Here is a 21,181-nt window from a genome sequence, read left to right as displayed (position 1 = left end):
CCTAATTATTTTTATAAAGTGATGTCCCGTTTCCGATTTTGACATCATAAATTTTTAATTCTATTCCAAAAGTCTCTAGATAAAGTCCCGAAAGTTGTTTTTTGATTCGGTTTTCATGTCCTTTTTTAATTAAGTTAATGGTACAGCCGCCAAAACCACCTCCCATTAATCGGGAGCCTACAACTGCGTCTTCACTTTTAAGCGTATTGACAATCATGTCAAGTTCGGCGCAACTTACTTCATAATCGGTAGACAATCCTTCATGTGTTTCAAACATTAATTTTCCTAGCGCTTCAATATTTCCGCTATCCAATGCTTCACATGCTTCGATAACACGATTGATTTCTTTTACCACGAAAAGACTCCTTTTATAAACATTAGGACTCATTACATTTTGCAATCCTAAAATATGTTGCTCTGTACAATCTCTAAAACTAGTAATCTCCGGAAAATTATTTTTAATGATGGCAATACCCTCTTCGCACTGTTCTCTTCTTTCATTATAGGCCGATGTCATTAAGGAATGTTTCACATTCGAATCAAATAAAATCAAAGAATAATCAATAAAATCAGCATTATGATATTCATATTCCAATGTTCTACAATCAATTTTTATGACTTTATTTTCTATGCCCATCACACTAGAAAATTGATCCATAATTCCACAATTGATTCCTACCCAATGTTCAGCACTCTGACCCATTAAAGCGATGTCAACCGGTTTAATATTCAAATTAAATAGCTCATTTAATCCAAATAAAAAGCCACATTCTAAAGCTGCAGATGATGATAAACCAGAACCAACTGGGATATTACTACTAAAAACACAGTTGAAACCTTCCAATTCAAACCCTTTTAATTTCAATTGATTGATAACTCCTCTTACATAGTTTGTCCACACATTATCTGTTAACTCGATTGGATCTTTAAGGTTAATTTGAAATTCATCATTTAGATCAATTGCAATTATTCTTGATTGATTTGAATTATTTTTTTCGAAAGCAAAACAAATAATTCTATCAATTGCCGCAGGTAAAACATAGCCATCATTATAATCAATGTGCTCTCCAATTATATTAATCCTTCCAGGAGAAAGGACAATTTTTTCTGCAGTAGTACCGAAGGTTTTCTGAAAAAAAGCGGTCGTTTTGTTGATTAATAATTCGTTCATTTTATTTAAATTACTATTATTTTTAAATTTTTAAAATATGTGGTTTCTAAGCCACACTTGACGCTTGAAAAGCAATTATATTTTTTAAAACCTTTCTTTTTTCAAAAACCTAGTTGAGCTATCCTATTCAGCTTTATTTTTATTTCGTCGATACTAAATTCAATTTACCAGTCTTAAGACCGGCTCCGTTTACTTCAAGTTTCACATCACCAGCAGTAGTTGTAGATTTTACAAGCACTACTAACTTTCCACTAAAAAGTTTCATGGTCTCTTTGTGAAACATTTCAAGCGAAGTGGCATCACCATTACATGCTGCCCTATAAGTACCTGCTCCTTTAACCTTAAATTTTAATTGGTTAGTTGCCGTAGGGCAGGGAATTCCATTTTTATCAACCACAGATACGGTGACAAAGGATATATCGTCGCCATTAGCAGTAATTGCTTTTCTGTCCGCATCTAAAACTATTTGGTAAGGCTTGCCAGCAGTATGTACTTCTTGTTCAGCGACAGCTTTGCCATTGTCATCAAAAGCCACCACTTTTACCGTTCCTGGCTCATATTTCACATCCATCCACATTAAGCGGTAGCGATTTTGGGGCGTGCTCCTATTTTTTTTCTGCACTCCCATGCTTTTGCCATTTATAAAAAGTTCAGCACTGTTGTAGTTCGTATATACAAAAACAGGCGTAACCTCTCCTTCACGGCCTTCCCAGTTCCAATGTGGCAAGATATGAAGGGTTGATTCCTTGGTATTCCAACGGCTTCGATATAAGTAAAAGCGGTCCTTAGGCAAACCCGCTAAATCGTTAATTCCAAAATAAGAACTTCGGGACGGCCAGCTTTCATCATAAGGAGTCGGTTCACCTAAATAATCAAAACCTGTCCAGACAAACTCACCAATTACCCAAGGTTTGTCATCTTGAAGCACAAAATCTTCATCTGGTACATTAGACCAGCTACAGGCTTCCAAATCATAAGAAGACGACTGAAAATCAGGATATTGCTTCATTTTTTCTTGAACAACAGGAAATTTGTAAATCCCTCTAGAACTAACCGTTGAAGCTGTTTCTGAACCTAAAATAAATCCCTGCGGAAATTTTGCAAAGGCCTCATCATATAAATGCACACGATAATTCAATCCTGGAACATCCAGCACAGCTCCAAAACCAGATTCCATTGTCGCTTTTACTTGATCCATACCCACAGTTACTGGACGTGTTGGGTCTTCTCTATGAAATATTTCTTGCAACCATTTAGCTCGTTTTACACCCGTTTCTCCCCATTGATCAGGTACTTCATTTCCAGAACTCCACATCACAATAGAAGGATGATTTCTTGTTGCCTGTACTAAATTCACGATGTCTTTTTCGGCGTATTCGTCAAAAAATCGATGATAACCATTCTCCACTTTTGGTTTTGCCCATTCATCAAAACTCTCCGCTAAAAACATAAAGCCCATTTCATCTGCCAGCTCGAGTTGCTCAAAAGAAGGCATATTATGCGAACTGCGTATTGCATTACACCCCATATCTTTTAATATCTTCATTTGCCTGCGTAGTGCCGATTTATTGACCGCAACTCCTAAGGGACCCAAATCGTGGTGAAGACAAACCCCTTTAAACTTGGTTACCTTTCCATTAAGACTAAAACCTTTATTGGGCTCGTATTTTATCTCTCGAATTCCAAAAGAGGTTGAAAGGACATCTTTCAATTCTTTTCCTACATACAATTGAGAAACCGCTTTATACAAATAAGGAGTTTCGGGACTCCACAATTTTGGCTTTTCTACTTTTATATTTTGATCGAACTCATTTCCGAACCGTATTGCCGATTCCTCTGAATTTAGTTTATGTCCTTCGGCATCAAAAATAGTGGTGACTAAACGACTATTTTCTCCAGAAGTTTTTGTCTTAATATTAACTTTAGCAACTGCTGAACTGATAAAAGGTGTAGTTATAAACTGCCCCCATTGGTCAATGCTTTCGTTATTTTTTATAATAACACTTACATTTCGATATAAACCAGCACCAGGATACCAACGTGAAGCAAATTCTTTATTGGTTAACTTTACTGACAAAGTATTCTCACCTCCTTGTATAAATTGGGAAACATCAAAATAGAAGTAACTATAACCATATGCCCATTCTCCCACTTTTTTACCGTTCAAATACACTTGAGGTTCGCTCATTGCTCCTTCAAAAAGTAAAATTATTTTTTTCCCTTTTAAATCTTTAGGCAAGCTGAATTTATTGCGATACCATGCTGTTCCTATATGAGGCAGCGCCCCTGTGCGTCCTGTTTTTTCGGTAGCTATATTTTCTCCGTTTTGAACAATGGCAACACTCTGCTTATCTATATTTTTATCAAAGGGTCCGTAAATTGCCCAGTCATGCGGAACGGTTACGGTTTCCCATTTCGAATCATTAAAATTTACTTTATATGCCTCTTCAAAAGCACCTTTTTGAAATTTCCAATTTGCATCTAATTTTATTTTTGATCTTGACTGTGCTTGAATTTCTCCAGAAAAAACCCCCAGTACAATTAACAATAGAAAAAGTATGTTGTTTATAATTTTCATCATATTAAAAAGATTGAAATTTATAAATTGTTTTGTGTTGATAAGTCTCTCCATTTTTCAATATTGAATTTGGAAAATTTTCGTGATTAGGTGCGTCTGGAAAATTTTGAGTTTCAAAACATATTCCACTTACATTATGATAATCACAATTTTCTTTGCCTTTCACTTCATTAAAACAATTCCCCCCAACATAAATATGAACTCCAGGTTGATCAGTATAAACAGTCATTTTTAGCATATTCCTTTTGTTAAAAAGTGAAGCTGCAAACTCCTCTCTACTATCTAAAACAAAGGTGGTATCAATTTCAGAAGGACATTTTTTTGGACTACTAAAGTCAAATGAAGATTCTATGTTGTTTAAAAATTTTCCTGTTGGAATGTTATCATTTGTAGTTTCCAGTCTCTTTTTAGAATTAACAATTAACTCTTGCTCTAATACATCTGACTTGTGACCGTCAAGATTGAAATAACTGTGATGTGTCAAATTGACAATGGTATCTTCACTGCCATTTGCTTGGTATTCTATAATTAATTCATTTTCCTCAGACAAAGTGTAGGTCAATTGCACCGCTAACTCTCCAGGATAATTTTCGTCGCCGTCAGGACTTAAGCAACTTAATGTAATTGATGGGTTTTTGCCTTCAGATATATTTTCAACTTTCCAAACTTTTTGACTGAAGTTATCAATCCCACCATGAAGAGAATGGCTATTGTTGTTTTTATTTAATAAAAATACTTTTCCATTCAAATTAAACAAACTGTTATTTATTCTTCCGGCAAATCTCCCCACTATTGCTCCAAAATATGGAGGACTTTTCAATTGAAAAGATTTAAGATACGCCTCTAAATTATCGAACCCTAAAACAACATCAATGACTTCGCCCGTTTTTAATGGTATTTTTAATGAAACTACAGTAGCGCCATAGTTTATAACAGTTAATTTCATACCGTTATCGTTACTTAAATCAAAAGACTCCACAAGCTCGTCGCTAGCCATTAAACCAAACAATTTCATTATATAATTACTCATAAAATACGATATGTGTTTTATTTCTATTCTTTTTTTATTAATATCAAAAATCAAAATTAGAATAATAATTCACTTTTACATACCAGTACCTACCGGTTTTTGTATATTGCAAAAAAAATCAGTCTCATGAAAACAATTTCCATTAAAAACAATCTTGGGATACCCAAATACAAACAGATCATCTTATCAATAGAAAAGACTATTGAAGATGGCAAACTAAAAAAAGATGAAAAATTACCTTCTATAAACAAGGTATGCTTAGAATTTTCATTGTCTCGCGATACTGTTCTACAAGCTTATGAAGAATTAAAAAAAAGAGGAATAATCTACGCTATTCTTGGAAAAGGATACTATATAAAAAGCACCGAAGTATCTACCAAGCAAAGGATTTTCTTGTTATTTGAAGAGTTAAACATTTTCAAAGAAGACATCTACAATTCATTTCTGGAAAACATTGGAAAAGAGGCACAAGTTGATATCTTTTTTCACCATTTTAATATCAAAGTTTTTAAAAAACTAATAAATGACAGTAATGGAAACTACACTAAATACATTATAATGCCCACCAATTTAGTTGAGGCCGCAGCCGTTATAAAAACCCTACCGGTTAACGATGTGTATATATTAGACCAAACGAATCCCGACTTAAAATCCTATCCTGCGATATACCAAAATCACCTTAAAGACATTTATAGTGGTTTACTAAAGGGAAAGACCAAATTAAACAAATATGAAAAGCTCATTTTAATATTCCCAGGGTTTCGCGAGCCACTAGGCATGAAAATAGGATTTGAAAATTTTTGTGCAGACCACAATTTCAACTATGAAATTATTTCAGATTTTAAAAATAGAGAACTAAAAAAGGGGGAAGTGTATATTATTCCGACTGATCGTGATTTAGTAAGCGTGATTGAAAAATCAAAGCTTCAAAACCTAAAGTTAGGTAGTGATTACGGGATTATTTCATATAACGAAACTCCATTGAAAAAAATTGTAGAAAATGGAATCACTACTATTTCTACAAACTTTGAAGCTATGGGAAAAATTCTTGCAGAAATGATTCTCAAAGGAACAAAAGACCAGATTGAGAATAAAAGTGCTTTGATACTTAGGAACTCTTTATAATATAAAACCAAAAAAACCGCTTCTTTCGAAGCGGTTTTTGTACCCGGAGCCGGAGTCGAACCGGCACGGTTTCCCACAGGTGTTTGAGACCAGCGCGTCTACCAATTCCGCCATCCGGGCTTAGCAGACAGAAATAACAACAGTTATTTCACGCAATAAAGAGATATCTAGTGGTAGCCAAACATCTTTTTCCTTTAACACGGTGCAAATGTAAAAAATAATATTAAAAGTTCTACTAAAAAATCTTAATTTTTTCCTTTCACAGTTGAATTAATTTCATAAATTTGCACCTCGTTAAAAACGAAACACACAACTAACTACAAAACAACAAATTAAATGTCACACCTAGAACCAGAAGCTAAAATTTTCGCTTGTTCACAAAGTGTATATCTAGCGGAGCAGATTGCCGAGAAATACGGGATTCCATTAGGTAAGGTTACCATGTCAAAATACAGTGATGGTGAGTTCCAACCTTCTTACGAAGAGTCTATCAGAGGATTACGTGTGTTTATTGTTTGTTCTACTTTTCCAAATTCAGACAATCTGATGGAATTGTTACTTATGATAGATGCCGCAAAACGTGCCTCAGCAAGACATATAACTGCAGTAATTCCTTACTTTGGCTGGGCAAGACAAGACAGAAAAGACAAGCCAAGAGTGCCGATAGGAGCAAAACTAACAGCTAAATTGTTAGAAACTGCTGGAGCGACAAGAATAATGACCATGGATTTGCACGCTGATCAAATTCAAGGATTTTTTGAAAAACCAGTTGATCACCTTTTCGCATCTACTATCTTTTTACCTTATGTAGAAAGCTTGGGATTAGAAAATTTGACTATAGCCTCACCAGATATGGGAGGTTCAAAAAGAGCTTATGCTTATTCTAAATTTTTAGAATCTAGCGTAGTGATCTGTTACAAACAAAGAAAAGAAGCTAACATTATCGACACCATGGAATTGATTGGTGAGGTAAAAGGCCGAAACGTAATTTTGGTAGATGACATGATCGATACCGGAGGAACTTTGGCGAAAGCCGCTGATTTAATGATAGAAAAAGGAGCATTGAGCGTAAGAGCCATTTGTACCCATGCTATATTATCAGGGGACGCTTACGAAAAAATAGAGAATTCTAAATTATTAGAATTAATAGTTACCGATTCTATTCCTTTAAAGAAAAAATCGAACAAAATAAGAGTAGTGAGTTGTGCGCCTCTTTTTGCTGAAGTTATGCACATGGTGCACCACAACAATTCCATCAGTGGAAAATTTTTAATGTAATACGAAGACTTTATGTCGAAAGACAAAAGACTTTATGTACACTAAAAGCTTAAAGCATTGCGCTTAAAGCATCAAACAAGTATTTTTTTATTATTAACTATATATTTTTTACAATGAAATCGATTACAATTAAAGGATCAGAAAGAGAAAGCGTGGGAAAAGTTGCGACTAAAGCCTTACGTAATGCTGGAGCGGTTCCTTGCGTTATATACGGAGGAGATCAACCAGTACATTTTTCAGCAGAAGAAAAAGCATTCAAAAGCTTGGTTTACACTCCAAACGCTCACACAGTTGTGATCGAACTTGAAGGAAAATCATTCAATGCAATTCTACAAGACATTCAGGTTCACCCGGTGTCTGACAGAATTTTACATATTGACTTCTTTCAAATTTTTGACGAAAAAGAAATCACTATTGAAGTTCCAGTAAAAATCATTGGTAACTCTAAAGGAGTTATGGCCGGTGGAGATTTACGTTTAAACAACCGTAAACTTAAAGTAAGAGCTTTGCCTAAAAATCTTCCTGATTTTATCGAAGCTGACATTACTGGACTTGACATGGGTAACAAATTATACGTTACTAAAGTGCCTACTGAAAACTTCAAAATCATGCACCCTGACAATACTGTTATTTGTCAAGTGAAGATTTCTCGTGCTGCTATGAAAGCGGCTCAAGAAGCTGCAAAAGCTGCGAAAGCAGGACCTGCAAAAGGAAAGAAAAAATAATATTTTCTCTACAAATACTAAAAGCATCAGTTTCACAACTGGTGCTTTTTTTTTGATGTAGCTTTTTTATTTTTAGGAGCGCAACTATTTATTTCCTCATACCATTTGTCCCGCTATTCACTTCAATCTTTTTGCCCGCCAAAAAAGGCAACAAAAAGGATTTTCATTACTATCGGGGCTATTTTACAATTTTATCTATCCTTAGAAAACTCCTTCAACATACTCTACCAAATTATCTAATTATCTAATTGACAATTTATCTAATTAAGATTACTTTTGCAGCATGATAAAATGGATCAGAACTATATTTTCATCAAAACAAACAGAAGACAATACCAATCCCATGAAACCGGAGGTTCACGAACACCAAAAAGCTAATATAAAAAGCATGAGTAATAAATTTTTAATTGTTGGACTTGGCAACATTGGCGCTGAGTACGTGAACACCCGTCACAACATTGGATTCAAAATACTAGATCATTTTGCAAAAAAAGAGGCGCTGTCATTTCAGACAGTAAAACTAGGCGCGCTAGCCGAATACAAATTCAAGGGAAGAACATTTTTCCTCCTGAAACCCAATACCTATATGAACCTAAGCGGAAAAGCGGTTCAATATTGGATGGAAAAAGAAAACATTCCATTGGAAAATCTATTCGTTATCACAGATGACCTGAATTTATCTTTTGGAACCATCCGTATTAAACCAAAAGGTAGTGACGGAGGACACAATGGATTAAAAAACATCAACTTAATTCTGAACACTAATCAATACACCCGCTTTAGATTTGGTATCAGTGATGAATTCAAAAAAGGAAAACAAATTGATTACGTCCTTGGAGACTGGGACGATGAAGAAAAAGTCGCTCTTCCTGAAAGACTAGAAATAGCATCTGAAATCATAAAATCGTTTGGAACTGCAGGACTGGAAAACACCATGACCGCATTTAACGGAAAATAAAAAAGGGAAGCATACTGATATGCTTCCCTCTTTATTTTATACTCTGATTATTGAATCAAAATTTTTCTAATTTCTTTCCTATCCCCATCAATAACAGTCAACAAATAAAGTCCGGCCTGTATACTTTTTAATTGAATACTTTCATTGAAATTACCATTGTTTTGATATTGCTTTTCAAATAATTTCCTGCCCAATAAATCATGAACCAACACTTTTACTTCGTCTGTTGATTGACTACTAAATTGAATATTAAAAATCCCTTTGTTCGGATTCGGATACATCACAAAATCATTAATTTCAAAATCAGCTGTACCTAATGTAAATGTCTGAGTACAAATAGTCATTGAAGCCGAATTTAAAGTGCCTAAATCCCCTAAAAACGCATCCCTAATTCTGAATGTCCAGTCTCCTTGAGGGTTCTCTCCATTAAATGCCGCCAACGGCTGAAATGGCGCTACAGTTTGCACAGTGGTGACTCCACAAGCAAGCTCATCCCCTAAATCATCATAGTTTATAACTAAAGTACCATTTCTATTTCCACAACTCTTATCAAACAGTTTCACGGTTGTCCCTTGAGGACTTACGATCTCCATTTCAACATCAGCAAGATAGGCATGAGTGAAATCTACATTAAAATTAACATCGGATATCGTACCGGTCGAGGCCGGAAAACTTATTGTCCTTGCAGTATATGCAGCCTGTTCTGGTATAGAAAATGGCGCAGCAAAAGAAAAGGAACCGCATGACGATTTAACCGAATATCCAATTGAAAAGGCTTTGCTATTAATAGCATAAAAAATATTAGCAGTAGGCTCAATTAAAAGCCTACAGTTTTTTGCTTCAATATTAGGAACTGTAACGATTTCCGAACCATCATTTGGCGTGTTAGCCCTTAACGTTGTTGGAAAAGTCAAACCACCATCCGTAGAGAGTTTAATATTCACATTTGTAGACCCTCCCAAAGTATTAGAATTGTTAACACTCCAAGTTATCGTTTGATTTGTCCCTTGAAACCAACTAAGATTTTCTACATTCTGTGAGGTTACAATAAATGGTCCAGCTGTTCCACTTACAGTAATTAGTGTCTCATCTGAATTTGTTTGCGCAGTTCCCAGTGCCGCATTATCCCTGCCCGTCAATACAAAGCGAAGCGTTCTAGCCACAGTAGAAACTGACTCCCACTTGCTTGTTAATTTATTAGACAAGACATTACTAAAAGCCGGCATATATCGTATAGGACTAACTCCCGGATACAAAGACCTAAATAAAGGCCCGTCTGTTTTAGTAGGAATAGCCAAACTGTTTGCACCGCTTGAACTTGTAGCCGAATCATTTTGTTCCCAAGTATAACTCAAGACATCCCCGGCAGAATCTGAACCAGTTCCCCTTAACACAAAAGCAGTCCCTTTAGGAATCGAATAATCAAAGCCCGCATTTATAACTGGTGGAATGTTAGTTAAAGCAGTGCTAACGGGACAGGTTTTTTGACTCAGATTGTCCTGAATTTGCTTAATACTGGCATACGCAAAATAATCATCTGAATTAGACTGAACATCGTAATCCGTAGTTATTCCCGCATATCCCATAATGGTTGATCCACTACCGGGTTCCACATTTACTCCAGTTCCCTCAAGTTCATAGGAAAAAGTATGATTTGCACCAAGTTGATGCCCCATCTCATGAGCAACAAAATCAATATCAAAAGTATCTCCTTCAGGCTTGTTGTCTGCTGGTGAAGTATAAGCCCTTCCTTTTCCTGTATCGCACACACAGCCAATGCAATCTGCATTCCCTCCTCCTCCGGAAGCTCCAAATAAATGACCAATGTCATAATTAGCATTCCCTATTTTACTGGTTAAATCAGCCTGTAACTCATTAGACCATTCTCCGGCAACTCCAGCAGTTGCGTCAGAATATGGGTCTGTGGCGGTATTTGTATATGTTATCAAACTATTATTAGCAATAATCACCAACTTTAACGCCAAGTCCTTATTAAAAATACCGTTGACGCGAGCCATTGTAGCATTCATTGCCGCAAGCGCTTTTGCCACTGTTCCACCATGATAAACAGCATATTCCCCGGTGCATGACAACGCCAAACGCAACGTCTTAAAAACTTTGTTATTAGCAGCAATTTTAGCCGTTTTGCTTAGTAATTCCTTACTAATAGCCACATCTTCGGTTTGACACACAAACGGCAAGCCCCCTTTAACCCTGTTTTCAGAAGAAAAAACAACATAAAGAGAAGGGTCTTCCTGCGAAATTTCTATAAACTCGGATCCGCTATCAGCTCTTAAAACCATAGATTGAACCCCCTTTGGAGACAAACTAAAATTTAGTGACGCTTTTTTATCAGTAAGTCCAATTCCGGCATAAGCCCTGATGTCAGGATATTTAGCCTGTAATTCCGGTTCAAAATTAGAAGATTCCCATACCAGAAATTGCTCCATCACTCCGCTTGAATTAGGCATACTAATTTCAACACTTCTCTTTTTATCGGTACTACTACTAATTGTAGCCAATGACTGTAATAAAGCATGCTGATCTAGACGAAATAACGACTGTTTATTGGAACCGGATTTATTACTATTTTTATCAAAAGCAGCTGTAGCACTTTGGTTTATTTTTTTCCAAGCCGACTGATGTTGGGCTTGAAGCGACGAGCACCAAATCAAGATGAGTATATATAGAATGTGATTTTTCATATCTCAACAGTATTTAGGCATCAAAATTAAAGCATTTAATCTAATCCATAAATGTAAAACCTCGATAATAAATAAATTTAACCTTTGATTTTCAAGTATTAGGTTGCTTTTGTCCTTAATTTCATGAAAATCGACTCACTATACTTAAGATTTAAAATAGATAGTATAAATTTGCGCCACTATAAAACACATATTTTGAAGATTTTCCATTCCATACAAGATTTCAGTACCACAAAAAAAACTATCCTCACTCTAGGCACTTTTGACGGAGTACACTTTGGACATAAAAAAATCCTGGAAAGAGTATTGCAAAATACCGAAATTGACAAATATGAAAGTTTGGTTCTTACTTTTTTTCCTCACCCAAGAATGGTCTTAGAAGAACAATCAAACATAAAACTACTGAACACTATTTCGGAAAAAACAGATCTATTGGAAAAAACAGGAATTCAAAACCTCGTCATTCATCCATTCGACGAAAGCTTTTCAAGATTAACTGCTGAGGAATTTGTCACATCAGTTCTTGTCAATCAATTCCGTATCCATAAAATCATCATTGGCCATGACCATCGTTTTGGAAGAAACCGAACAGCAAATATTGACGACTTAATTGGTTTCGGGAAGCAATATGGGTTTGAAGTAGAACAAATATCCGTTCAGGAAATAAATGAAATGTCAGTAAGTTCCACTAAAATCAGAAAAGCGATATCAGAGGGAAACATGATTTTGGCAAATAAATATTTGGGATACGACTATTTTCTAACTGGCACCGTTTTTAAAGGAAAGCAGCTGGGAAGAACCATAGGATTCCCCACTGCCAACATAAAAATACAAGAAGACTACAAATTGATTCCTAAAAACGGCGTTTATATTGTAAAAAGTACGATAAACCAAGAAACTGTTTTTGGAATAATGAATATCGGCTTTAACCCAACAGTCGCGGGAGATAGTTTATCGATCGAAATTCATTACTTTAATTTCAATTCCGACTTGTACAATCAAGAGATAGTGGTTTCTATACTTCACTATATTCGTCCTGAGCAAAAATTCAAGTCCGTTGACTTATTGAAAGTACAATTAGAAAAAGATAAAAATTTTGCACTAGCTTACCTGAACTAATTCCCCTAAATTTAAAAAATTTCTTAGTTCTTTTCGTAAAATATCTTTATATTTTATGTAAATTTGATAGGTATTATCCTGTTTTTCAACAGAATGATTTTTTAACTTTAAAAACCCAAACGTATGAAACTACCAAAAGAATTATACAACGGAGTCATTATCTTCATTGGAATCGGTCTTTATTTCATGTTGATGGAGTTACTGGGACTTGCAAATTTATATTATTTACGTCTATTTAACGTACTATTTGTCTTCTATGGCACCAACAGGACACTGAAAATGAACTACGAAGAAGGGAAGACCGTATTTGCCGGCAATGCTACCTCCGCTCTGCTTACTTCACTCATAGGTGTATTTTTAAGTGTTATCGGATTGATTACGTATAGCTATATACAAGGCGGCGATGCATACTTAGCGTCACTATCAAAAACCTTTTTATTTGGTGGTTCCCCATCAATTATGACTTATAGCATCAGTTTGCTTTTTGAAGGTATCGTGTCCGCGGTAATCATTTCATTTATGCTAATGCTCTATTGGGATACTCACTTTGTTTCTGACAAACATGGAGCCAGATAAGGAGGTTTACGCTCTAAAAAACAGCTCCTATTCGTTTCAAATAAAACAAAGAACATGAAAGTACCAAAAGAATTACTCAACGGATCTATTATTTTCATTGGAATCACAGCCTATTTTCTATTGATGAATGTTTTAGGATATGGCAATTCATTCTACTTGCGTCTCGTCAACATATTTTTTGTCTTTTATGGCGTTAATAGAACGATCAAAATGAATGTTGAAGAAGGGCAAAAAGACTTTGTTTCGAATGCGGTTTCGGCGATGGTCACCTCTCTTGTTGGTGTGTTTTTAAGCATCGTTGGATTAATTATTTATAGCTATATGCAAGGAGGCGACGATTATGTCCAATCATTATCAAAAACCTTTCTATTTGGAGGAAACCCATCGATATTCAGCTATTCTATCAGTTTACTTTTTGAAGGAATTGCCTCTTCAGTAATTGTTGCCATGTTATTGATGCTATATTGGAACAACCGTCTCACAACTGATTAACAATGTGCATTTAAAGACCGTTTATTGCTATTCTACAACATTACATTGCTTCTTTAGAACAATTTGAATACTTTTGGCGCATCACAAAATCGCATCAATGAGCATCACAAAACACAATTGGACAAAAGAAGAAGTTATTGAAATATATAATAAGCCTATAATGGATTTGCTTTATGAGGCAGCTTCCATTCATAGAGAGCATCACGATCCAAACGTGGTTCAAGTTTCAACATTATTGTCCATCAAAACGGGTGGTTGCCCAGAAGATTGCGGCTATTGCCCGCAAGCTGCACGATACCACACTTCTGTAGAAGGAAACGATTTAATGTCCGTTAGTCAAGTAAAGGCCCAAGCTTTACGAGCAAAATCAAGTGGATCTTCTAGAGTATGCATGGGAGCAGCATGGCGAAACGTAAAAGATGGCCCTGAATTTGACCAAGTATTAGAGATGGTACGTACCATCAACAAACTGGAAATGGAAGTATGCTGTACTCTTGGGATGATTACTGAAAATCAAGCGCACCGCCTAGCCGAAGCAGGTTTATATGCCTACAACCATAACTTAGACACTTCTGAAGAGTACTATAAAGAAGTGATATCTACGCGTGGATTTGGAGACCGTTTACAAACCATAGAAAACGTACGTAAAACAAACGTTACTGTTTGTAGTGGTGGAATTATAGGAATGGGAGAAAGTATTGAAGACAGAGCAGGAATGCTTGTTGCACTTTCCACATTAAATCCTCAACCAGAATCTGTGCCTATAAATGCTTTAGTAGCTGTAGAGGGAACACCTATGGAGGAAGAAAAACCAGTTGAAATTTGGGAAATGATACGCATGGTTGCCACAACACGTATTATTATGCCAGAAACTCAAGTTCGTTTATCTGCAGGAAGAATGAATATGAGCCGTGAAGGTCAAGCCATGTGCTTTTTTGCTGGAGCCAATTCAATTTTTGCAGGTGACAAATTACTGACTACTCCAAATCCAGATGTCAATGAAGACATGAAAATGTTTGAAACGTTAGGTTTGAAACCTCAGAAACCATTTATTAAAGTTTCTCAACCCACAACTGTAGAGGCTGAAAACTCTCAGTTTGCACCACTTGATGAAAAACCAAAATGGTCAAGACCGGGACACGTTATCGAAAAAAATCTTGAAGCTTCAGGAAAAGGAAAACAGAGCTTTAACGCTTTTTAAAAAACCATTCAGCTTAAACTGGATGGCTTTTTTTTTACGAAATTAATAGCACCAACCTTAATAAATTATCTTTTTCATAATTGATTTGCCATCTACTAGCACTACTTCAACAAACAATACTTGCTGGCCTGCAAGCAAATTCGAAATTTTTAATTCCAGATTACCTAAATTTATTTTCTGATAAATTTTTCTCCCTGCTGCATCAAATAACATTACTTTATCTATTGCTGCTGCAAATGAAGTAATCCCTATCTCTTTATTTTTATTTGTAACTATAACTCCCTTTGTTGTCTCAAAATCAGTCACTCCTAAAGTTTTATCAGTATATCGCATTACAAAACGGTCATTAAAAGTTCCTTTTTCTGTAAAAAAGCTATAAGGGGAGTTTTTCAAATTATGCGACGTATTATTTAATTTATCAATAATGTAAATTTCTTGTTCCTTTATAACCCCATCAGCCTCATCAATTTCAATAGTATAAATCCCACTGATAGTTGATTTATAACCTAAAACTATTTCATCTTGATTATTAAAAGGCAAACCCCTGGCCTGTATCACTAAATTTTTTTCTTCACAAATACTGTAAAAGTCTAAATATTTATTTGCATTAAAAGTAGTTCCATCTAAAAAAGCATCATACGCATCAGTTGCACCCTCCATATATCCTACTAACAATTGTTTAAATGCGCCTTCAGTATTATATATATTTAACCATAGTCGATGCTTTTCAATAGCGCTCAACTCTTTAGACTTTTGTGAACTGTACATTTTGTAGAAATTACTGTTTTGCCCTACGATCCGCATTTTATCATTAAATTTTGCAACCCCTCCTCCACTAGCAGCAGCTATAAAAAAAGACTGCCCTGAAGCAACTTTCCCGTCTGGCTTAGAGTTGTTAACACCTGTATTTTTTGAAGAACTTGTGCCAACACCTCCTAATAAATTATAAACTGCATAATCATCTGAAGTATAAACATTATTTGTAATAGGCGTATTATGTGACCATAGGTATATTGTGCCTTTTAATAAAGTGGCATTTTCCTTTAAAAAAAGATCTATATCAATGGCAGATGGATACGGATTCCCTAGCAAATTAAAACTTGATGCAGGTCCCAGAACAACCGTTTTTTCACCGTTATTAGGAATCCCCGTAAAACTTGCTTCATAAATAGCTCTGACTGTTGTAGAGAAAGTTTGTGGCCCTCTAATTATATATCCTTTTGCAGTTTCCATCATTGTACTGGAAACCTCAGCTAACCAAGAATTTCTAGTAGAATTAAACGAAAAGAAATAGCCGGAACTAGTTTCAGGAGAAGTTGTATACAGCGACTGATTCATCACGGGAGAAGACCAATACGTATAATCAGATCTAAAAATAGGTGTCGTTTTTCTTCTCAACTGAATAGTACCCGTATTAACTATGTCATCATCTAACTGGTAAAGTGATGCGTTATTCTCTAGCAGCAGTGTCCCTAAACCGGAATAATCAAAAATCAAAGATAAGGAATTCCCAACTGGCACCATAACGGTCTTTCCTGCTGCAATTTGACAGGAACAAGCATTTACAGTTGTAAAGTTGGGGAAGTTCTCAGCAAAAATAATGGTTTTATCGCTTGAAGGAAGTCCATTTTTCCATACTGTACCATCCCAAACAGAACTATTAATGCACAACTTTATTCTAGCAACCCGATGCTTTGCAACACCAGAAACTGAGTTAAAGTTCCCAGCAATCATCACTTTACTATCTGGAGTAAAACAGATACTATACAAGGTGCTATTTAAGTTTACTTTAAAAGTAGTATCATGTACTCCCGTAGACAACAATCTAAGCATACGCTGAACAGGAACACCATTATAAGTTCCCGAAAAAGTTCCTCCCACCAGAAGTCTATTGTCCTGTTGTGCCAAAATCGTCCTAACTTCACCGTTACTAAAACTGGTTCCAGTAGCAAAAGAAAGATCTAAACTCCCGTTAACATTTATCCTAGCGATTCTTTTTACAGAAGTATTTCCATAATTCAGAAACGTACCTCCTACAATAATTTTATTATCAGATTGCATAGCCAATGCATATACATTTTTATCAAAACCGCTACCAATTACAAAACTTAGATCTGTACTCCCATCCACATTCAGTCGAACAATTCTATTATATGGATTGCCGTTAAAAACTGAAAACCTTCCCCCTACAACTATTTTTCCGTCTGGCTGTATTAGAACCGTCTCTACAATACCGTCCGCACCTGCGCCTATGTTGAATGCAGGGTCAATTGAACCGTTTGCCAACAAGCGTATTATTCTATTAGCACTAACTCCATTAAAATTAGTAAAATTGCCGCCTACAATCATTCGTCCGTCTGCCTGAATCGCTACTGCATATATTTGGTTATTCGCTCCCGTGCCCGATGCAAATGAAGGATCAATGGTCCCGCCCTCAGTAATTCGCGCTATTCTGTTCGCCAGGACACCATTATAGCTTGTGAAATTTCCTGCGATAACTATTTTATTATCCGATTGCACGATAGCCGTCTTTACTATGTTATTTGCCCCGGTCGCCCCAGAATTAAAAGTAGCATCGAACGCTCCATCAGACAATAAACGGGCAATCCTGCCTGAACTCCTCCCGTTATATCGTGTAAAACTCCCGCAAGCAATCGTTTTACTATCTGCCAATGTAAGCACATGATAAACTGAATTATCAAACCCCACCCCAGGAGTGAGATAGCCAATATCTAGCGTACCATCTGCATCAACTTTAGCAAGCCTTCCCTGATTTTGCGAATCAAAAACAGAAAAAGAACCACCTACAAACCACGAGCCATCTGCTTCATTTTCTAAGGTATAAACTGTTGCTGTTGCTGGCCCTGAGCCAATGTCAAAAAAGGGAGCTAAAACCCCATTCGGGCTTAACAAGACCAATCTATTTACCGCCGTTCCATTATAAAACCGACTAAACGAACCACCAATCATAATAGCGCCGTTGATACCAACTTTAATGGCTGTAACCCCATCATCACTAAAGCCAGATCCGGACAAAAAAGCTGAGTCTATTGTACCATTACTATTTATGCGCACTATCCGATTTGACACCGTTCCATTATAGCTGGTAAAAATGCCACCAACTAGAATTTTCCCATCCACTTGTAGCGCTAATGCGGTAACATTTCCATTAAACCCGATTCCTTGGACAAAAGAACTGTCAATACTTCCATCCGTATTTAAACGTACAATTCGATTACAAGAAACTCCATTAAATGTATCAAATGATCCTGCCACAATAATTTTACCATCCATTTGAATTTTGACCTCCCCAACCAGTCCATTTGGACCTGATCCAATAGCAAACGTTGGATCTAGACTCCCATCTGCTAAGATTCGGGCAACCCTGTTTGTATTCAAGGTATTGTACTTGGTAAAACTTCCAACAATTATCACTTTGCCATCAGTTTGTAGCGCGGCGGAATAAACTATATAAGTATTCACTCCGCTTGTTGTGTTAAATGAAACATCCCGTGTCCCACTCTTATTGAGTCGAATGATCCTACCAACTGGAGTACTGTTAAAAGAAGTAAACGACCCTGCAAGAACTATCTTCCCATCCGGCTGTAGTATTGAGGTATATACTTTACCGTTTAAACCACTTCCTAAATTAAACGAAGAGTCTGCAGTACCATCCGGTTTCAACCTACATAAATAGGGAGCTGAAGCACCGTTGAAATTTAAAAAATCACCTCCTACAATAAGATCCCCATCAGATTGTAGTACTGTAGTCCTAACCACACCATCAAAACCATCTCCTTGAAGTCCATCATCAACCGTGTTAAATGTAGTATCTAACACGCCTTGCTGGGCCATAATGCTTCCCGTAAACAGAAAACACATTAAAAGCAAATAACAGCGTCGTTTTGCATTCATAATGAAAAGGCATTAAAGATTAATAATGAGAAAAGACATTTTATATATTAACAAAACTGCTTTTAATTTTTTTAACTCAGTATTTACTGAACCAGCCGTTAACACACAATCTCTTATAAAAGTATATTTATTATTCTCTCTCCACAATACCCACTTTTAGTGATTTTTCAATTATAAAACATTGACTTTAAACACATACCAAAAAAATCATTAGCTATTTTAGAAAAAAATATAGGTAAAAGCACACGCTTTATTTACAAATCCATAAACTCAATAAGAAAAATTATTTTACTAAAAACCTTCTTTTTTTAAAAAGCAACACCCCATTACACAATTGTATAATGGGGTGTTCTTAAAAGGGATAACTGTATGTTTAAAATATAATCTTCTTAGTAATTATGGTATTATCTTGCAATAAAACCTTCACAATTAAAACTTGATCAGTATTTCCTATGTTACTAATGGTCAATTCATTTTTATCTATTTTTGATTTTAAGAAAATTTGCTTCCCTGTTACATCATAAACAAATACTTTGTCTATATAATTTGTCAAAGCATTAATATTGATTTCCTTATTTTTACTTGTAATTACAACTCCATTTTCTAAAATTTCAAAATCATCTGTAGCTAGGGTTGCTTTATCAACATAACTTAATACAAACCTATCATTGAAGGTACCTTTTTCAGTAGTAAAAGTATAAGCACCCTTTTTTAGATTATGAGTAGTATTAGTTAATTTATCCTCTAAGAAAACAGCCATAGTAGATAAGGCTCCATCGGTTTTATCAATTGAGATACTAAAATCCCCTACGATGGTTGAACTATACCCAAGAGGTACAAGATCAGTTTCTTGAATAGGAAGTGCTCTACCTTGAATAGTTAAAAGGCTAGTATTGTTAATGCTGTAAAAATTGATAAAACTGTTTCCGTTAAAACTCAATGCATCATAACCTCTATCATAATTATTGGTTGCCCCGGTCATATAGCCTAATAGCATTTGCTTGAAAGCGCCTTGAGTATTGGTCAAATTTAACCAAATTCTGCTTTTCTCTATTTTATTAGTTGTAGTTGTTTTTTGCGTTTTCGAAGCAGAGCCAGGTTTTAAAAAACTGCTGTTATCAAGGATTTTATCACCATCCAGTCTCATGCTGTTAAAAAACTTAGCTTGCCCTCCAGTAGTAGAGCCCCTAGCAAAAAAACTTTGGCCTGCTGCAATATTACCTGTCACTGAATTAGTTCCTCCTACTTTAGTAAAGGGTGAATAATCATCTGATGTATAAGCATATGCTCCAGATCCAGCAGTACCATTCTTAATTCCTGATGCTAACTGTATAGCTGATTTATGTGTCCAAAAATACAATGCCCCTTCAAGAATATCTGTCGCCCCACCAGGTACTACATCTGTATTTGCTGCTAAAAAAGCGTACCCATCTATAGCCGATGGATAAGGATTCCCTATCAGATTATTTTTCCCAGCTCCTACTATTGTTACTGGGATAACACCATTGTGTGGCTCTCCTTTAAAACTAGCGGTTACTACAACATCACCTGCGTCAAACCATGTACCTGCACCTCTAACAATATATCCTTTACTAATATCCATTATTGTATTAGCATTAGCATTTAGCCATGAGTTTCCTGAAGCATTAAACGAATAATACAAAGTAGCTGTTTGTATAGCCTTCAAAGCAGCTCCGTTAACTGGTGATGACCAATAAACATAATCTGTTTTTAAGATTTTAGGAGTGGTTCTATTGTATATTATTTTTCCTGAATTTACAATCGATGGTGTATCATTTATCTGAACTAAACTGGCATTATTTTCAAAAGTTAAGGTCCCGTTTACGGTAACATTATTTCTAATTATCAAGCTATGTCCAGGATTAAACAAAACAGCTTTCGTTGAATTTACGAGACAAGAACAGCCTTCAACAACTCCATCTGCATCATCAGTTTTAGAATCAAAATTTTCCTCAAATACTAAATCTTGTTCGAGGGATGGACCACCACTAATGCTCCAACTACCACCGCTCCATCTATTAGTAGGGATATTTTTTGTAACAGTAACCGTTTTTGAATCAGAACACCCGGTATCCGTTTTAGTTACTGTTAAAGTATAAGTTCCTACAGAAGTTGCTGTAGCGTTAATAGCATCAGTTGCACCAGAGAAAGTTCCGTCTAGTGTTGACCAAGCATAGATTACATCAGAAATAGCCGAACCCGTTCCGCTTAAAGCAACTGTAGTATTAGTACAGGTAATTTCAAGAGGGCTATTGACAGCAACTATTGGCACTGTGGTTTCAACAGT

At 35.8% G+C, this 21,181-nt stretch carries 14 protein-coding genes and 1 tRNA gene; 8 read left to right on the top strand and 7 right to left on the bottom strand.

What is annotated here, in order from left to right; translation table 11 throughout:
- Nucleotide 1: 1 nt before the first annotated feature.
- From galK to HJ01_RS04095, 3 genes are all read right to left on the bottom strand, one after another.
- Nucleotides 2–1,171, bottom strand: coding sequence for a galactokinase (gene galK, locus HJ01_RS04105; protein WP_007137039.1), 1,170 nt, complete (start codon nucleotides 1,169–1,171; stop codon nucleotides 2–4).
- 139 nt (nucleotides 1,172–1,310) lie between these two features.
- Nucleotides 1,311–3,752 carry a DUF4982 domain-containing protein gene (locus tag HJ01_RS04100; RefSeq protein ID WP_040473690.1) on the bottom strand — a complete coding sequence of 814 codons (2,442 nt, stop codon included), beginning with the start codon at nucleotides 3,750–3,752 and terminating at the stop codon, nucleotides 1,311–1,313.
- 1 nt (nucleotide 3,753) lies between these two features.
- Nucleotides 3,754–4,779, bottom strand: a complete 1,026-nt coding sequence (locus HJ01_RS04095) for an aldose epimerase family protein (RefSeq protein WP_100208524.1) — start codon at nucleotides 4,777–4,779, stop codon at nucleotides 3,754–3,756.
- A gap of 126 nt (nucleotides 4,780–4,905) precedes the next feature.
- Between HJ01_RS04095 and HJ01_RS04090 the strand changes: the two genes are divergently transcribed.
- Entirely contained in the window at nucleotides 4,906–5,904 is a 999-nt protein-coding gene (locus HJ01_RS04090) for a GntR family transcriptional regulator (RefSeq protein ID WP_007137036.1), read from the top strand.
- A gap of 40 nt (nucleotides 5,905–5,944) precedes the next feature.
- Here the strand turns inward: HJ01_RS04090 and HJ01_RS04085 are convergent.
- A tRNA-Leu gene (locus HJ01_RS04085) sits at nucleotides 5,945–6,024 on the bottom strand.
- 216 nt (nucleotides 6,025–6,240) lie between these two features.
- On the opposite strand from HJ01_RS04085, the gene HJ01_RS04080 reads away from it, so the two are divergent.
- From HJ01_RS04080 to pth, 3 genes are all read left to right on the top strand, one after another.
- On the top strand, nucleotides 6,241–7,182 hold the full coding sequence (locus HJ01_RS04080) for a ribose-phosphate pyrophosphokinase (RefSeq protein WP_007137035.1): 942 nt from the start codon (nucleotides 6,241–6,243) through the stop codon (nucleotides 7,180–7,182).
- Between the two features lie 113 nt (nucleotides 7,183–7,295).
- Entirely contained in the window at nucleotides 7,296–7,907 is a 612-nt protein-coding gene (locus tag HJ01_RS04075) for a 50S ribosomal protein L25/general stress protein Ctc (protein WP_007137034.1), read from the top strand.
- Between the two features lie 283 nt (nucleotides 7,908–8,190).
- The gene (gene pth / locus HJ01_RS04070) at nucleotides 8,191–8,865 is read left to right on the top strand and encodes an aminoacyl-tRNA hydrolase (RefSeq protein ID WP_007137033.1); all 675 of its coding nucleotides are present in this window, start codon (nucleotides 8,191–8,193) and stop codon (nucleotides 8,863–8,865) included.
- A 47-nt stretch (nucleotides 8,866–8,912) separates the two neighbouring features.
- Here the strand turns inward: pth and HJ01_RS04065 are convergent, their stop codons facing one another.
- On the bottom strand, nucleotides 8,913–11,570 hold the full coding sequence (locus HJ01_RS04065; RefSeq protein WP_007137032.1) for a reprolysin-like metallopeptidase: 2,658 nt from the start codon (nucleotides 11,568–11,570) through the stop codon (nucleotides 8,913–8,915).
- 195 nt (nucleotides 11,571–11,765) lie between these two features.
- On the opposite strand from HJ01_RS04065, the gene HJ01_RS04060 reads away from it, so the two are divergent.
- The 4 genes from HJ01_RS04060 (at nucleotide 11,766) to bioB (ending at nucleotide 14,958) form a co-directional block, all read left to right on the top strand.
- Entirely contained in the window at nucleotides 11,766–12,689 is a 924-nt protein-coding gene (locus tag HJ01_RS04060; RefSeq protein WP_007137031.1) for a bifunctional riboflavin kinase/FAD synthetase, read from the top strand.
- A 123-nt stretch (nucleotides 12,690–12,812) separates the two neighbouring features.
- On the top strand, nucleotides 12,813–13,265 hold the full coding sequence (locus tag HJ01_RS04055; protein WP_007137030.1) for a hypothetical protein: 453 nt from the start codon (nucleotides 12,813–12,815) through the stop codon (nucleotides 13,263–13,265).
- 54 nt (nucleotides 13,266–13,319) lie between these two features.
- On the top strand, nucleotides 13,320–13,757 hold the full coding sequence (locus HJ01_RS04050) for a hypothetical protein (RefSeq protein WP_007137029.1): 438 nt from the start codon (nucleotides 13,320–13,322) through the stop codon (nucleotides 13,755–13,757).
- Nucleotides 13,758–13,854: 97 nt separating this feature from the next.
- Nucleotides 13,855–14,958 carry a biotin synthase BioB gene (gene bioB / locus HJ01_RS04045; protein WP_007137028.1) on the top strand — a complete coding sequence of 368 codons (1,104 nt, stop codon included), beginning with the start codon at nucleotides 13,855–13,857 and terminating at the stop codon, nucleotides 14,956–14,958.
- A gap of 57 nt (nucleotides 14,959–15,015) precedes the next feature.
- On the opposite strand, the gene HJ01_RS04040 is transcribed toward bioB, so the two are convergent.
- Both HJ01_RS04040 and HJ01_RS04035 read right to left on the bottom strand, forming a co-directional pair.
- A complete protein-coding gene (locus HJ01_RS04040) occupies nucleotides 15,016–18,873 on the bottom strand; it encodes a T9SS sorting signal type C domain-containing protein (protein WP_007137027.1) in 3,858 nt (1,285 codons plus the stop codon).
- Nucleotides 18,874–19,246: 373 nt separating this feature from the next.
- A partial coding sequence (locus HJ01_RS04035) for a T9SS sorting signal type C domain-containing protein (RefSeq protein ID WP_100208522.1) occupies nucleotides 19,247–21,181 on the bottom strand: 1,935 nt, incomplete at its 5' end.

Source organism: Flavobacterium frigoris PS1 (genome assembly GCF_000252125.1).
GTDB lineage: Bacteria > Bacteroidota > Bacteroidia > Flavobacteriales > Flavobacteriaceae > Flavobacterium > Flavobacterium frigoris_A.
The sequence above is the reverse complement of the archived record's forward strand: the minus strand, read 5'-3'. Positions and strand labels throughout refer to the sequence as shown.